We start from the raw sequence: 14,876 nt of genomic DNA, 5'->3' as shown, positions 1-14,876 counted from the left end.
GCCATTATGCGCCCGCGCTGCGGACGAGGGCAACGCGGGGCGCCGGCGATGGTGCGCTTCGCAACGCTGGGCGGCGTTGCGGTTTTTGCGCGAAGGACGTTCAGTGGCCCTCGAATCGGCACACGGTAAAGAGCGGCAGGCCGCTGTCGAGCAGATGGCGCGAGCCGCCGAGCTCGGGCAGGTCGACGATCGCTGCGCCTTCCACCACGGTGGCGCCGAGCCGCTCGAGCAGCCGGCGTCCAGCCATCATGGTGCCGCCGGTGGCGATCAGGTCGTCGATCAGCAGCACGCGGTCGCCGGGCTTGCAGGCATCGGCGTGGATCTCGACGGTGGCGCTGCCGTATTCGAGCTCGTATTCCTCGGCCACGGTCTGGAATGGCAGCTTGCCCTTCTTGCGGATCGGCACGAAGCCCAGGTTCAGCTCGTAGGCGACGATCGCGCCGAGGATGAAGCCGCGGGCATCGATGCCGGCCACCATGTCGAGGCCGGCGTCCATGTAGCGGTGCACGAATACGTCGATCAGCACGCGCAGCGTCTTCGGGTCCTGCAGCAGCGGCGTGATGTCGCGAAACATCACGCCGGGCTGCGGCCAGTCGGGCACGGTGCGGATGCGGTCGCGCAGATAGGTGGTCACGTCGCCCAGCGGCGGGGACTGGATGGTGGGAGCGGGCATGGTCGGAAACAACGGATGAAGGGGTTGGCTGAAGCGCCAGTCATCTAGGATAGCGGCTGCGTCAGCGCTCGGTGATCCGCTGCTCGGCCGCCTCGAGCGCCTCGGGCGTGCCGCGCAGCACCAGGATGTCGCCGGGTTCGAGCACGGTATCGGGCTGCGGATCGAAGGCACGGATGCCGCGCCGCCGCACGGCGGTGACCTCGACGCCGATATGCTCGAGCCCCAGCGTGCCGAGGCGGCGGCCGACCGCGGTCGCGTCCGGCCCCAGCGACAGCGAATGCAGCCGCACCGAGTCGCGCTCGATCATGTCCTCCTCGTCGTCGCGGCCGTGGAAGTAGCCGCGCAGCAGGCTGTAGCGCGCATCGCGGGCCTGCTGCACGCCGCGCACCACGCGCCGCATCGGTACGCCCAGCAGCACCAGCGCATGCGAGGCCAGCATCAGGCTGCCCTCGATGATCTCGGGCACGACCTCGGTCGCGCCGGCGCGCTGCAGCGCTTCCAGCTCCGAATCGTCGACCGTGCGCACGATCACCGGCAATGCCGGCTCGAGCTCGTGCACATGGTGCAGCACCTTCAGCGCCGACGGCGTGTTGGCATAGGTGATGATCACCGCCGCGGCGCGATGGATGCCGGCGGCGATCAGCGCCTCGCGCCGCCCCGCGTCGCCGTAGACCACCGTATCGCCGGCCGCCGCGGCCTCGCGCACGCGGTCCGGATCCAGGTCCAGCGCGACATAGCCGATGCCCTCGCGCTCGAGCATGCGCGCCAGGTTCTGGCCGCTGCGGCCGTAGCCGCAGATGATCGCGTGTTTCTCGGTCTGCAGGCTCTGCGCGGCGATGCGGGTCATGTTCAGCGACTGCAGCAGCCATTCGTTGGCGGCAAAGCGCATTGCAATCGCATCGCTGTACTGGATCAGGAACGGCGCCACCAGCATCGACAGCAGCATCGACGCCAGGATCACCTGCGTCAGCACCGGATCGACCAGGCCCAGCCCGTCGATCTGGTTCAGCAGCACGAAGCCGAACTCGCCGGCCTGTGCCAGCCCCAGGCCGGTGCGGATCGCCACGCCGGGACGCGAGCCGAACAGCCGCGCCAGCCCGGCGATCAGCACGAACTTGAACAGCACCGGCACGATCAGCAGCGTCAGTACCAGCCACAGGTTGTCGATCACCACGCGGACATTGAGCAGCATGCCGATGGTGACGAAGAACAGCCCGAGCAGCACGTCGCGGAACGGCTTGATGTCTTCCTCGACCTGATGCCGGTATGGCGTTTCCGCGATCAGCATGCCGGCCATGAAGGCGCCGAGCGCCATCGACAGGCCCAGCCGCTCGGTCAGGGCCGCCATGCCCAGCGTGACCAGCAGCAGGTTCAGCATGAACAGTTCCTGCGAGCGGCGCGCGGCCACCACGTGGAACCAGCGGCTGACCACGCGCTTGCCCAGCACGAAGATCAGCGTCAGCGCTACCACGATCTTGACGATGGCCAGCGCCAGCGCCATCGGCAGTTCGCCCGGGTCGCGCGACAGCGCGGGGATCACGATCAGCAGCGGCACCACCGCCAGATCCTGGAACAGCAGCACGCTGAAGATATTGCGGCCGTGCTCGGTCTCGAGCTCCAGCCGTTCGGACAGCATCTTGGAGACGATCGCGGTCGACGACATTGCCAGCGCGCCGCCCAGCGCAATCGACGCCTGCCAGGTCAGGTCGAACACCGCGCTGAACAGCCAGCCGACCGGCGCCACCGCCAGCATGGTCAGCACCACCTGGCTGCCGCCGAGGCCGAACACCAGCCGGCGCATCGAGCGCAGCTTGGCCAGATTGAACTCCAGCCCGATCGAGAACATCAAAAAGACCACGCCGAACTCGGCAAGGTACTTGGTCTGGCCGGAATCGCTGGCCAAACCCAGCGCGTGGGGCCCGATCAGGATGCCGACCGCCAGATAGCCGAGCATCGGCGGCAGCTGCAGCATGCGGAAGGCGACCACGCCAAGCACGGCGGCGGCCAGCAGCACAAGGGTCAAGTCCAGCGGAGAATGCATTCGGGCGGGCCGGTGTTGGTGCGAGCGATGGTGCGAGCGGTGGTGCGGGCGGTGGTGCAGATTGCGGTGCGGCAGTGCAGCGGTTGCGGGCAGTAATGCAAGCGGTGGACCAGGAACGGACCTGCCCGGCCCGGCAGTGTTTCGTCAGGGGGCGGCCGGCCGGCGGAGACGGGACCCGAACGCGAAGGCCGACGCCGCGCCGGACGCGCTGCCACCGGCCCGGGCGCCATCGCATTCATTGGTATACTTCGTCGCCATGATAGCCAATTTCAATGCGGAAAGAGCACTCGAGCTCGCACGCCATACCCTGCAAATCGAAGCCGATGCGGTCGCCGCGTTGTCGTCGCGGCTGACGCCGGACTTCGCGCGGGCGGTGCGGCTGGTGCTGGAGTGCTCGGGCCGCGTGGTCGTTTCCGGCATCGGCAAGTCCGGCCATATCGGCCGCAAGGTCGCCGCCACGCTGGCCTCGACCGGGACGCCCGCCTTCTTCGTCCATCCTGCCGAGGCTTCGCACGGCGACCTCGGCATGATCACGCGCGACGACGTGCTGATCGCCTTCTCCAACTCCGGCGAGACCTCCGAACTGCTGTCGATCGTGCCGATCGTCAAGCGCATCGGCGCCAAGCTGATCTCGGTGACCGGCAATATCGAGTCGAACCTGGCGCAACTGGCCGACGCCCATCTGGACGCCCGCGTCGACAAGGAAGCCTGCCCGCTGAACCTGGCCCCGACCGCCAGCACCACGGCGGCGCTGGCGCTGGGCGATGCGCTGGCGGTAGCGGTGCTCGATGCGCGCGGCTTCGGCGAAGAGGATTTCGCACGCTCGCACCCCGGCGGTGCCCTGGGGCGCAAGCTGCTGACCCATGTGCGGGACGTGATGCGCACCGGCAATGCGGTGCCCGAAGTCCGTGAAAGCACGCCGCTGGCGCAGGCGCTGATGGAAATCACCCGCAAGGGCATGGCCATGACCGCGATCGTCGACGCCGACGGCCGCGCGATCGGCGTCTTCACCGACGGCGACCTGCGCCGGCTGCTGGAAACGCCGCGCGACTGGAAGACGGTGCCGATCGGCGAGGTCATGCATGCCAACCCGTTCACGGTCGGACCGGACCAGCTCGCGGTCGAGGCGGTGCAGATCATGGAAGCGAACCGCATCAACCAGCTGCTGGTGGTCGACGCCGACCAGCGCCTGGTCGGCGCGCTGCATATCCATGACCTGACCCGGGCCAAGGTCATCTGACGCACGCCATGCGGGATCTGTTTCCTTCCCTGTCCCGGCTCGCGCTGCGGCTGATGCCGCTGCTGCTGATGGCGCTGGTTGCCGGCAGTACCTTCTGGCTGGTGCAGGTCAATACGCCGCGCGAGGTCAGCGATACCGAACGCCAGAAGCGCCACGTGCCCGACTACTGGATGGAGCGCTTCACCGCGACCGAACTGGCCGAGGACGGCAGCACCAAGATGCGCTTCACCGGCGAGCGGATGATCCATTACGAGGACGACCAGACCTACGAGGTCACGCGGCCGGCGATGCGAGCCTACGAGCCGGATCGGCCGCCGGTGACCGGCACCGCCGACCTCGGCAAGATGAACGCCGACGCGAGCGTGATCGACCTGTTCGGCAATGCCCATATCGTTCGCGTGCAGGGCGCCGATCCGTCGCAGGACCCGCAGATGAGCGCGACGTCGAGCTACTTCCAGATCCTGATCAACGACGACATCGTCAAGACCGACAAGCCGGTCAAGCTGACGCGCGGCCCGTCGGTGATGACCGCCAACGGCCTGGTCTTCAACAATGTCACGCGCGAGGTCAATCTGCTCGGCAATGTGCGCGGCACCATCGTGATGGCGCCGCGCGGCGGCGGCAGCGCGAAACCATGACGCATCGCGCCCGCGCGCCAGGGGCGCACCCCTCGAACGTTCCCTCCCGGACAACGCCAATCAACGCCATCGTGGCCAACATGACCCTGACCCTGACGACCTGGACCCGCCGCCGCGCCACCGCCGTGCTGCTCGCCTTCGCCGCCGGCATGACGCTGGCCCTGCCGGCGCTCGCCGAACGCGCCGACCGCGACAAGCCGCTGGTGCTCGAGGCCGACAACGCCAGCTACGACGACGTCAAGCAGATCTATACGCTGACCGGCAACGTGGTGCTGACCAAGGGAACCATGGTACTGAAGTCCGATGCCGCCGAGGTCCGCACCGACCCCGAGGGCTACCAGTACGCGGTGGCGACCTCGAAGGGCGGCAAGCAGGCCTACATCCGGCAGAAGCGCGACAACGTCGACGAGTACATCGACGGCTGGGGCGACCGCATCGAATACGACGGCAAGCAGGAAGTGGCCAAGCTGATCGGCAATGCGCGCATGGCGCGCCTGGCCGGCGCCAAGATCGTCGACGAGATTCGCGGCGCGGTGCTGACCTACGACAGCCGCAACGAGTTCTACACCGCGGCCGGCGGCAGCGGCAACGCGGCGCCGGCGAACCCGTCCGGCCGCGTGCGCGCCGTGCTGTCGCCGCGCCAGAGCCAGGGGACCGGCGGCAGCGGTGCCGGGGTGGACCTGAAGGGCTCGCCGACGGCCAAACCCTGACTCCGGCCTGCCTCGGTGCCTGACCCCGTGCCGCCCGGCACGCTTCGCCGCACCTTCGCAGCACGTTCGCATTAAGCAGTATCAAAGGATTGCCCACATGTCCGTTGCCGACACCGCTACCGCCACCGCTCCCGCCGCCAACGCCAACACCGCAGCCGGCGCTGGCGCCGGCACGATGCCCGTCACCAGCAATCTGGTGGTGCGCCATCTGAAGAAGCGCTACGGCTCGCGCACCGTGGTCAAGGACGTGTCGCTCGACGTCAAGAGCGGCGAGGTGGTCGGCCTGCTTGGCCCCAACGGCGCGGGCAAGACCACGTCGTTCTACATGATCGTGGGCCTGGTCGCGCTCGACGAAGGCGACATCGTGCTCGATGGCCAGCACATCAGCGGCCTGCCGATCCACGAGCGCGCGCGCATGGGCCTGTCGTACCTGCCGCAGGAAGCGTCGGTGTTCCGCAAGCTCAATGTCGAGCAGAACATCCGCGCGGTGCTGGAACTGCAGCGCGACAACGGCAAGGCGTTATCCGCGGCCGAGATCGAGCGCCGGCTCGACAGCCTGCTCGACGATCTGCAGATCGCCCACCTGCGCAACAATCCTGCGCTGTCGCTGTCCGGCGGCGAGCGCCGGCGCGTCGAGATCGCGCGGGCGCTGGCCTCGGCGCCGCGCTTCATCCTGCTGGACGAACCGTTCGCCGGCGTCGATCCGATCGCCGTCGGCGAGATCCAGCGCATCGTCAGCTTCCTGAAGGCGCGCAATATCGGCGTGCTGATCACCGACCACAACGTGCGTGAGACGCTGGGCATCTGCGACCACGCCTACATCATCAGCGAGGGCGCGGTGCTGGCGGCAGGCGAGCCCAAGGAAATCATTGCCAACGAATCGGTGCGGCGCGTTTACCTGGGCGAAAACTTCCGCATGTAATTGCTTGACCCGGGGCGGCACGACACGCGGCTGCCCCGCCCTGCGAGGCAGCGGCTTCGTACGCCGGCAAGCGATGCCACGATCATGCTCTGGTGATCCATCAGGCAATCGCTTCTGCCCACGCAATCGAAACTTCCGATAGCAAATTCCGTTCCATCGCGGCCGAAGTTGCGCATAAAATAGGCCGCATGAAACCGTCGCTACAGCTACGCCTCTCCCAGCATCTGGCCCTGACGCCGCAGCTGCAGCAGTCGATCCGGCTGTTGCAGTTGTCCACGCTGGAACTGCAACAGGAAGTCGAGCAGGCGCTGACCGAGAATCCGCTGCTCGAACGCGAACACGACTGGATCGAAAGCCCGCTGCGCGTCGCCGCCGACGGGTCGGTCAACGTGCAGACCGCCACCACGACCCCGCCCGCCGAACCGGCGGCGCCCGCGGACTCGCGCGCGGACGGTGCCGCCGCGGCCGACGATGGCTATGCCGACGGCGCGGGCGACGATTATGGCGGCGACTGGAGCCTGGACGACTTCGCCCGCCGTCCGCAAAGCGATGAGGACGAAAAAACGCCGCTGCAATTGCGCGACGCCGAGCCCACGCTGCGCGAATATCTGATGGAGCAATTGGCTCCGCTGAAAATCTCGACGCGCGACAAGGGCCTGGCGATTTTCCTGATCGAATCGCTCGACGACGACGGTTATCTAAGCGCGTCGCTCGAGGAAATCCTGTCCGAATTGCCGGAAGAGCTCGAGTTCGAACTGGACGAAGTGCATGCGATGCTGACGCTGCTGCAAAGCTTCGATCCGCCCGGGGTCGGCGCACGCAACGCAGCAGAATGCCTGTCGCTGCAACTGCGCCGCATCGAACATCCGCAGCGCGACCTGGCGATGACCATCGTCCGCCACCATCTCGAACTGCTGGCCGCGCGCGACTACACACGGCTGAAGAAGGCCCTGCAGGTCGACGACATGCAGTTGAAGGCCGCGCACGAGCTGATCCGCTCGCTCGCGCCGTATCCTGGCCACGCCTACAGCCGGCCGGAAGCGGACTTCGTGGTGCCCGACGTATTCGTGCGCAAGAGCGGCCACAACTGGATCGCGCAGCTCAATCCCGATGTGATGCCACGGCTACGCATCAACGATATGTATGCGCAAATCTTGCGCGGCGCGAAAGGCGATACCGGCGCCGCGGGATTGCAGCAGAAACTGCAGGAGGCGCGCTGGCTCATCAAGAATATCCAGCAGCGTTTCGACACCATTTTGCGCGTCGCACAAGCCATCGTGGAGCGGCAAAAGAATTTCTTTACGCACGGCGAAATTGCGATGCGCCCCTTGGTTTTGCGGGAGATAGCCGATACACTGGGTCTACACGAGTCGACTATTTCTCGTGTGACGACCAACAAGTACATGGCCACCCCGATGGGGACATTCGAGCTGAAATATTTCTTCGGCAGCCATGTATCGACCGAGACCGGCGGTGCCGCGTCTTCCACCGCAATCCGTGCGCTGATCAAGCAGCTGATAGGAGCCGAAGACCCCAGAAACCCGTTGTCCGACAGCCGGATTGCCGAACTGCTGGGGGAACAAGGCTTCGTCGTGGCGCGACGTACCGTCGCCAAATATCGTGAAGCCTTGAAGATCCCGGCCGTGAACCTTCGCAAGTCTTTGTAGCCGAGTCGCATCGCCTGCCTGGTGCGGCTCTTTCAGAAGGAGAAGCGCTATGAACTTCAAGATCAGTGGACACCACTTGGACATCACGCCGTCGCTGCGTGAGTACGTGGAAACGAAACTGGAGCGAATCCTCAGGCATTTCGATCAGGTTATTGACGTCAGCGTGCTGCTATCGGTCGACAATCAAAAGGAAAAGGATCGCCGGCAACGCGCGGAAATCAATGTGCATCTGAAGGGCAAGGACATCTTTGTCGAGGCGCACCACGAAGATCTCTATGCGGCGATCGACATGCTGGTCGACAAGCTGGACCGGCAAGTGATCCGCTACAAGGACAAGGTGCAGAGCCACGACCGCGAATCGCTGAAGTATCACAGCAGCCTGGTGGCGAACCAGGCCCAGCAGTAGCTTGAAGATTCGGCGCGGCCACAACGCCGGCCGGCCTTGAAGTGAGGAAAGAAGCCGTGCCAGGAGCACGGCTTTTTTGCGCCCGTCGCGGCACGGGACCTTCGCAGCCTATAGGATGAAACCGGAATGGGGTTCCGTCTGGCAGGCTTCCCGGTGTATGCTGTGCAATACATATAGAGAATGCCCGCCCCGTTTCCTTGTGCAATGCCGCTCGGGGCGATCGGCATCGGACGGCAGGGAGCCCCCCTGCACTATAATGTGCCGCACGCTGATAGTCGGGAAGCGGCGGCAACGAACGCACCGCCCAGCAACGGCAGACCGGCCCACGCCGGCAAGGACCGCATGGCGGCGCCAGTTTCAGGAATTCCGCGCATTTCAAATGAACCGTTTGGCCAAACTGCTGCCGCCCGGCAATATCTCGCTCGACGTCAGCGTCACCAGCAAGAAACGCGTGTTCGAACAGGCCGGCTTGCTGTTCGAAAACAACCATGGCGTGGCGCGCGCCACGGTGACCGACAATCTGTTTGCCCGCGAATCGCTTGGCTCGACCGGGCTTGGTGCCGGCGTGGCAATCCCGCATGGCCGCATCAAGGGCCTGAAACAGCCGCTGGCTGCCTTCATGCGGCTTGCCGAGCCGATCCCGTTCGAATCGCCCGACGGCAAGCCGGTTTCGCTGCTGATCTTCCTGCTGGTGCCGGAACAGGCCACGCAGCAACATCTGGAAATCCTGTCGGAAATCGCTCAGCTATTGTCCGATCGCGACATGCGTGATGGCCTCGCCGCTTTGCCGACGCCCGATGCGGTTCACCAGTTGCTGGTGCAATGGCATCCTTGACCCTCCCGGCATAAGCGCGCACAGCCGCGCCAACCGCATATACCACCGCCTTAGCGCCCCGCCTCATCCCGCATGGAACTCACCGGCGTCACCTCCCAGTCGATCTTCGACGACAACGCAGCCGACCTCAAACTGTCCTGGGTGGCCGGGCTGGAGGGCGCCGATCGCGCCTTCGACCTCGACTTCGCACGCGAGGCGACCTCGGCGGCCGACCTGGTCGGCCACTTGAACCTGATCCACCCGAACCGGATCCAGGTGCTGGGCAAGCCGGAGATCACCTACTACCAGCGGCTCGACGACGAAACGCGCAAGCGGCAGATGGGTGAGCTGATCCTGCTGGAGCCACCCTTCCTCGTCGTCGCCGACGGCATGGAGCCGCCGCCCGACCTCGAACTGCGATGCACCCGCTCGTCGACGCCGCTGTTCACGACCCCGGTGTCGTCGGCCGCGGTAATCGACCATCTGCGGTTGTATCTGTCGCGCATTTCCGCGCCGCGGGTCACGATGCACGGCGTGTTTCTCGACATCCTCGGCATGGGCGTGCTGATCATGGGCGAATCCGGCCTGGGCAAGAGCGAACTCGGCCTGGAACTGATCTCCCGCGGACATGGCCTGGTCGCCGACGATGCGGTCGATTTCGTGCGTCTTGGCCCCGATTTCGTCGAGGGTCGCTGCCCGCCGCTGCTGCAGAACCTGCTGGAAGTGCGCGGCCTGGGCCTGCTCGATATCAAGACGATCTTCGGCGAAACCGCGGTGCGCCGGAAGATGAAGCTCAAGCTGGTGGTCCAGCTGGTCCGCCGCAACGACGGCGAATTCGAACGGCTGCCGCTCGATTCGCAATATCTCGACGTGCTCGGCCTGCCCATCCACATGGTGAAGATCCAGGTTGCGGCCGGCCGCAACCTCGCGGTGCTGGTCGAGGCCGCCGTGCGCAACACCATCCTGCGGCTGCGCGGCATCGACACGCTGCGCGATTTCATGGATCGCCAGCGCGCCGCGATGCAGGCCGACGCGGCCTCGCGCGGCCAGGGCCGTCTGCTCTGAGCGTTGGACCGGAGCGCCCACTGAGCGTCTGCTCGAGCATGCATTGACGCATCGGCGTGCCCGACACGCCGGCAGCGTCAACCTGATTGGGGTTTTCAGCGTTTTGTGCTGTAATGGGCATCACGCCCAGCCTGCGCCGTTGCGCATCCTGCGCTTGGCGACCCGATCCTCAGTCAGGAGATTCCAGCATGAAGACACTGATCGCAACCTGCGTGCTGCTGTGCCCGCTGGTCGCCACGGGCGCCTTTGCCCAGACCGCCTCCGGCAACAGCCAGCAGAGCAAGATGAAGACGTGCAATGCGCAGGCCGCAGGCAAGACCGGTGACGAGCGCAAGGCCTTCATGAAGGAATGCCTGTCCGCCAAGCCCGCTACCGCCGGCAACTCGCAGCAGCAAAAGATGAAGGCCTGCAACGCGCAGGCGAGCGGCAAGAAGGGCGACGAACGCAAGGCGTTCATGAAGGAGTGCCTGTCCGCGTGACGGCATACCGGTCGGCCGTTGTGCCCGGAGCGGGCGGACGGCCGATCAAGCAGGCCCATCAAGGCCAATGAAGGCGAATCGCACGGCACCCGGCGGTTCGCTTTTTTCTTTGCTGTTTCGCCGCTCTCGCCGCTCTCGCCGTTCTTGCCGCGCTGCGCGTGCATTGCGCGGCTTTCGCACGCTTTCGCCGCTTTTCCCGCTTGCCGCGCCATCCCGGACCACGGATTTCATCGGACCGTCATGACGCAATCATCACGCGATGCTATCCTTCAAGCGTTATGCGCATCGTCCTCATCACCGGCATTTCCGGCTCCGGCAAATCGGTTGCATTGAACGTGCTTGAAGACGCAGGCTACTACTGCGTCGACAACCTGCCAGCGCAGTTCATCCCGGAACTCGCCCGCTATCTCGCGGCCGAGGGCTACACGCATCTGGGCATCGCCACCGATATCCGCAGCCGCGAATCGCTGGCGCGGCTGCCCGAGACACTGCGCAGCCTGTCGGCCGAGCACGAGGTCCGCGTGGTCTTCCTGACCGCCAATACCGATTCGCTGGTGCAGCGCTATTCGGAAACGCGGCGGCGCCATCCGCTGTCCGTGCGGCTCGCGGCGGGCGGGGCGAGCGGTGCGCCCGCACCGACCGAGACCCCGCTGGTCGAAGCGATCGAGATGGAACGCGAACTGCTGAGTCCGCTGGCCGAATCGGCGCACCGCATCGACACCAGCAATGTGCGCACGAATACGCTGCGCGCCTGGATCAAGGACTTCATCCGCGACGACAATCTGCAGCTGACGCTGCTGTTCACGTCGTTCGGCTTCAAGCACGGCGTGCCCAGCGATGCCGACATGGTGTTCGACGTGCGCTCGCTGCCCAATCCGTACTACGACCTGCAGCTGCGGCCGCTGACCGGACGCGATGCGCCGGTGATCGACTTCCTGCAGAGTCAGCCGATGGTGCTCGCGATGGCAGAGGACATCCGCGCCTATGTCGAGAAATGGCTGCCGAGCTTCGTCGCCGACAACCGCAGCTATCTGACGGTGGCGATCGGTTGCACCGGCGGCCAGCACCGCTCGGTCTATATCGCGGAAAGACTTGCCAACTACTTCCGCGCGCATGGTAATGTGCTGGTCAGACACCGCGAGCTGGTGCCGGTCAGCTGATCCGGCCGACCCAGGCGGTGGATCCCGGCGGCGGCGCAACATGCTTGCCCCCGCCCTGTGAGCGAAAGTCTTCTCGGGATCGCATGTCTTCCAGTTCCGCAGCGTCCAATCACGCGGCACCGCTCCACGTCGAAGTCGACAGCCTGCCGCTGTTTCCGCTCCACACCGTGCTGTTTCCCGGCGGCCGGCTGCCGCTGCGCGTATTCGAGTCCCGCTACGTCGACATGGTGCGCAATTGCCTGCGCGACAACGCGGCATTCGGCGTCTGCCTGATCGCCAGCGGCACCGAGGTCGCGCAGGAAGGGGCCGCCACCGTGCCGGAAGCCGTCGGCTGTCTCGCCGAAATCGTCGACTGCAATATGGAGCAGCTTGGCGTGCTGCTGATCGAGACACGGGGCAGGCAACGCTTTCGCATCCTCGAACACCATACCCGCGACGACGGCCTGCTGGTCGCACGCGCCGAGCTGCTGCCCGACGACGTGATCGACTGCAAGCTGGAACTGCTGGGCGAATGCCTCGCCGCGCTGCGCCGGATCGTCGCCTCTCTGCACGCGCCGCCGCACAAGCTGCCGTTCGCCGAGCCGATGCAGTGGGAGGATCCGAGCTGGGTCGCCAATCGGCTATGCGAACTGCTGCCGGTGCCGATGAAGGCCAAACAGATGCTGATGGCGCTGCCCGACGCCGGCATGCGGATCGAGATCGTTCATCGCTTCATGCGCCAGCACCACATGTTGTAGCGGCTGTAGCACGTGGCCACATCGCCGCGGCCGGTTCCAGCGGGCGAATCACACCTTCAGAACAATTGCGGCGCCACCTCGCCGGCCAGCAGCTTGCGCACCGGCGCCGGCATGCCGAGTTCGTCGAGCCGATCCAGCGACAGCCAGCGCCACTGCTCTTGCGCTGCGTCCACTGCTGCCCCTGCCTCACCCGCATCGCGCAACGCCAATGCAGCCATGTCGACGCGCACCGCGCGGATCAGCAGCCGGAAATGGGTGAAGACATGCGTCATCTCGCCGACCATCGCGGCGCGGGCCGGGGTGCCGAACGCCCGTCCGAATGCAAGCGCGTCGTCCTCGGCCTGTTCGGCGTCGAACGGAAGCGCCGGCACGGGCAGTTCCGGCAGGCTCCACAACCCGCCCCAGATGCCGCTGTCCGCGCGCAGCCGCAGCAGCACCTCGCGGCCATGCCGCACCACCACCATCACCGTACTGCGCTCCGGCACCGGCGCGCGCGTCTTCGGCGTCGGCAGCACCGCCGTCAGGCCCTCGCGGCGGGCCACGCACAGGTCCGACAGCGGACAGCGCGCCGCATCGTCCAGGCAGGCCGGCTTGCCGCGCGAGCAGACAGTCGCGCCAAGATCCATCAGCCCCTGCGTGTACGCCACCATGTCATCGGACTGGCGCGGGCCCGGCGCGGGCAGCGCGGCCTCGGCCATTGCCCACATCCGGTTCTCGATCGCCTTTTCGCCAGGATGGCCGTGCACGCCGAAGCAGCGCGCGAAGACCCGCTTGACGTTGCCGTCGAGAATCGGCGCGCGCACGCCGGCGCTGAACGCAGCAATCGCCGCCGCGGTCGAGCGGCCGATGCCGGGCAGCTCGGCGAGCAGGGCCGGATCGCTCGGGAAATGGCCGCCGTACTGCTCGACCACCAGCTTTGCGCAGCGGTGCAGATTGCGCGCCCGCGAGTAGTAGCCGAGCCCGGCCCACAGCGCCATCACCTCGTCGGCCGGCGCGTCGGCGAGCGCCTGCACGGTCGGCAGCCGCGCCAGAAAGCGCTGGTAGTAGTCGATCACCGCGCTGACCTGGGTCTGCTGCAGCATGATCTCCGACAGCCAGATCCGGTACGGATCGCGGGTGTTCTGCCAGGGCAGATCGTGGCGCCCGTGCCGGCGCTGCCATTGCACGACGCGGGCGCCGAAATCGGACGGCACCGCGCTGGCGGCGGAATCAGGGGCGGCAGCGGAGTGCGTGGTGGCTCGAGTGGTGGAACGGCGAGGCATCGATGAGTCGCGAGGGGGGCGTCAGTCTTTTCGGGTCAGCGGTGGCGCGTCGTTGCGCTCAACGCTGGCATTGCGGGCAATAGAAGGTAGAGCGCTGGCCCTGCACGATCTGCCGGACCGGCGTGGCGCAGTGCCGGCAAGGCTTGCCGGCACGATCGTAGACCAGGCAGTCGAGCTGGAAATAGCCGCTGGCCCCGTCGCTGCCGACGAAATCGCGCAGCGTGCTGCCGCCGCGCTCGATCGCCAGCGCCAGTGTCTCGCGCACCGCCGCGGCGAGCCTCTCGCAGCGCGCCCGCGACAGACGGCCTGCGGCGGTGGTCGGCCGGATGCCGGCGCGGAACAGGCTCTCCGAGCAGTAGATGTTGCCGACGCCGACCACGATATCGCCCGACAGCAGCACCGTCTTGATCGCGGCGCTGCGCCCGCGCGTATGGCGGTACAGCCAGTCGCCGTCGAAGGCAGGGTCGAATGGCTCGATGCCCAGATTGCGCAGCAGCGGATGGGTAGGCAGCAGCGCCTCCGGCAGCGTGGTCCACAGCACCGCACCAAAACGGCGCGGGTCGCGGAAACGCAGCGTCAGTGGCCGGCCGGCTGCGTCGTGCAGCAGCAGATCGACATGGTCGTGCGTGCCCGGCGCGGGCGGCTCGTGCCATACGCGCAGCGTGCCGGTCATGCCGAGGTGGATCAGCAGCCAGCCGGCGTCTTCACCACCAGCCACGCCACCGGCCACGCCGCCAGCTGTCGCGTCCCCCTCGCGCACGCATTCGAGCAGCAGATATTTGCCGCGCCGCTCGACACGCCGGATCAACCGCCCGGGCAGGCAGGCCTCCAGCTCGTCGGGCACCGGCCAGCGCAGGCCGCGATGGCGCACCGCCACCCCGGCGATGCGGCTGCCCTCCAGATGCGGCAGCAGTCCCCGTCGGGTCACCTCGACCTCGGGCAATTCCGGCATCGAACCTCTCCTTTGCGCACGACTCCAAGCGGCAGACCCCATGTCCGCCATGGTGCCCGCAGCCGGGCATTGTAGCGGCACGTTACAATGGCCCTAACTTGTCATATGGC

General features: G+C 66.6%; 15 protein-coding genes. 11 read left to right on the top strand and 4 right to left on the bottom strand.

Annotated features, from left to right (window positions below; all coding sequences use genetic code 11):
• Positions 1 to 100: 100 nt before the first annotated feature.
• The gene (locus LRR16_RS21925) at positions 101 to 673 is read right to left on the bottom strand and encodes an adenine phosphoribosyltransferase (RefSeq protein WP_006579156.1); all 573 of its coding nucleotides are present in this window, start codon (positions 671 to 673) and stop codon (positions 101 to 103) included.
• A 61-nt stretch (positions 674 to 734) separates the two neighbouring features.
• Positions 735 to 2,714 carry a monovalent cation:proton antiporter family protein gene (locus tag LRR16_RS21920; RefSeq protein WP_006579157.1) on the bottom strand — a complete coding sequence of 660 codons (1,980 nt, stop codon included), beginning with the start codon at positions 2,712 to 2,714 and terminating at the stop codon, positions 735 to 737.
• A 256-nt stretch (positions 2,715 to 2,970) separates the two neighbouring features.
• Between LRR16_RS21920 and LRR16_RS21915 the strand changes: the two genes are divergently transcribed.
• From LRR16_RS21915 to LRR16_RS21865, 11 genes are all read left to right on the top strand, one after another.
• Positions 2,971 to 3,954 carry an SIS domain-containing protein gene (locus LRR16_RS21915; RefSeq protein WP_006579158.1) on the top strand — a complete coding sequence of 328 codons (984 nt, stop codon included), beginning with the start codon at positions 2,971 to 2,973 and terminating at the stop codon, positions 3,952 to 3,954.
• Positions 3,955 to 3,962: 8 nt separating this feature from the next.
• Positions 3,963 to 4,592: an LPS export ABC transporter periplasmic protein LptC gene (gene lptC / locus LRR16_RS21910; protein ID WP_006579159.1), complete on the top strand. Its 630-nt coding sequence runs from the start codon at positions 3,963 to 3,965 to the stop codon at positions 4,590 to 4,592.
• An 80-nt stretch (positions 4,593 to 4,672) separates the two neighbouring features.
• Entirely contained in the window at positions 4,673 to 5,302 is a 630-nt protein-coding gene (lptA, locus tag LRR16_RS21905) for a lipopolysaccharide transport periplasmic protein LptA (RefSeq protein ID WP_053822969.1), read from the top strand.
• A gap of 97 nt (positions 5,303 to 5,399) precedes the next feature.
• Entirely contained in the window at positions 5,400 to 6,224 is an 825-nt protein-coding gene (gene lptB, locus LRR16_RS21900) for an LPS export ABC transporter ATP-binding protein (protein ID WP_006579161.1), read from the top strand.
• Positions 6,225 to 6,412: 188 nt separating this feature from the next.
• Positions 6,413 to 7,891 (top strand): RNA polymerase factor sigma-54, encoded by a 1,479-nt coding sequence (locus LRR16_RS21895; RefSeq protein WP_232207126.1) that lies wholly within the window; start codon positions 6,413 to 6,415, stop codon positions 7,889 to 7,891.
• Positions 7,892 to 7,940: 49 nt separating this feature from the next.
• The gene (hpf, locus tag LRR16_RS21890) at positions 7,941 to 8,297 is read left to right on the top strand and encodes a ribosome hibernation-promoting factor, HPF/YfiA family (protein WP_006576783.1); all 357 of its coding nucleotides are present in this window, start codon (positions 7,941 to 7,943) and stop codon (positions 8,295 to 8,297) included.
• A 379-nt stretch (positions 8,298 to 8,676) separates the two neighbouring features.
• Complete coding sequence (gene ptsN, locus LRR16_RS21885; RefSeq protein WP_006576782.1) at positions 8,677 to 9,132, top strand: PTS IIA-like nitrogen regulatory protein PtsN; 456 nt, start codon at positions 8,677 to 8,679, stop codon at positions 9,130 to 9,132.
• A 72-nt stretch (positions 9,133 to 9,204) separates the two neighbouring features.
• On the top strand, positions 9,205 to 10,176 hold the full coding sequence (gene hprK, locus LRR16_RS21880; RefSeq protein WP_006576781.1) for an HPr(Ser) kinase/phosphatase: 972 nt from the start codon (positions 9,205 to 9,207) through the stop codon (positions 10,174 to 10,176).
• 188 nt (positions 10,177 to 10,364) lie between these two features.
• Positions 10,365 to 10,655 carry a PsiF family protein gene (locus tag LRR16_RS21875; RefSeq protein WP_006576780.1) on the top strand — a complete coding sequence of 97 codons (291 nt, stop codon included), beginning with the start codon at positions 10,365 to 10,367 and terminating at the stop codon, positions 10,653 to 10,655.
• Positions 10,656 to 10,933: 278 nt separating this feature from the next.
• The gene (gene rapZ, locus LRR16_RS21870) at positions 10,934 to 11,815 is read left to right on the top strand and encodes an RNase adapter RapZ (RefSeq protein ID WP_232207102.1); all 882 of its coding nucleotides are present in this window, start codon (positions 10,934 to 10,936) and stop codon (positions 11,813 to 11,815) included.
• Between the two features lie 83 nt (positions 11,816 to 11,898).
• The gene (locus LRR16_RS21865) at positions 11,899 to 12,552 is read left to right on the top strand and encodes an LON peptidase substrate-binding domain-containing protein (protein ID WP_006576778.1); all 654 of its coding nucleotides are present in this window, start codon (positions 11,899 to 11,901) and stop codon (positions 12,550 to 12,552) included.
• A gap of 56 nt (positions 12,553 to 12,608) precedes the next feature.
• Here the strand turns inward: LRR16_RS21865 and mutY are convergent, their stop codons facing one another.
• Positions 12,609 to 13,814, bottom strand: a complete 1,206-nt coding sequence (mutY, locus tag LRR16_RS21860) for an A/G-specific adenine glycosylase (protein WP_232207101.1) — start codon at positions 13,812 to 13,814, stop codon at positions 12,609 to 12,611.
• Between the two features lie 58 nt (positions 13,815 to 13,872).
• Positions 13,873 to 14,766: a bifunctional DNA-formamidopyrimidine glycosylase/DNA-(apurinic or apyrimidinic site) lyase gene (gene mutM, locus LRR16_RS21855; protein WP_232207100.1), complete on the bottom strand. Its 894-nt coding sequence runs from the start codon at positions 14,764 to 14,766 to the stop codon at positions 13,873 to 13,875.
• Positions 14,767 to 14,876: the final 110 nt, after the last annotated feature.

It is taken from the genome of Cupriavidus sp. UGS-1, assembly GCF_021213615.1.
Classification (GTDB): domain Bacteria; phylum Pseudomonadota; class Gammaproteobacteria; order Burkholderiales; family Burkholderiaceae; genus Cupriavidus.
This window is presented reverse-complemented; position numbering and strand designations above follow the sequence as displayed.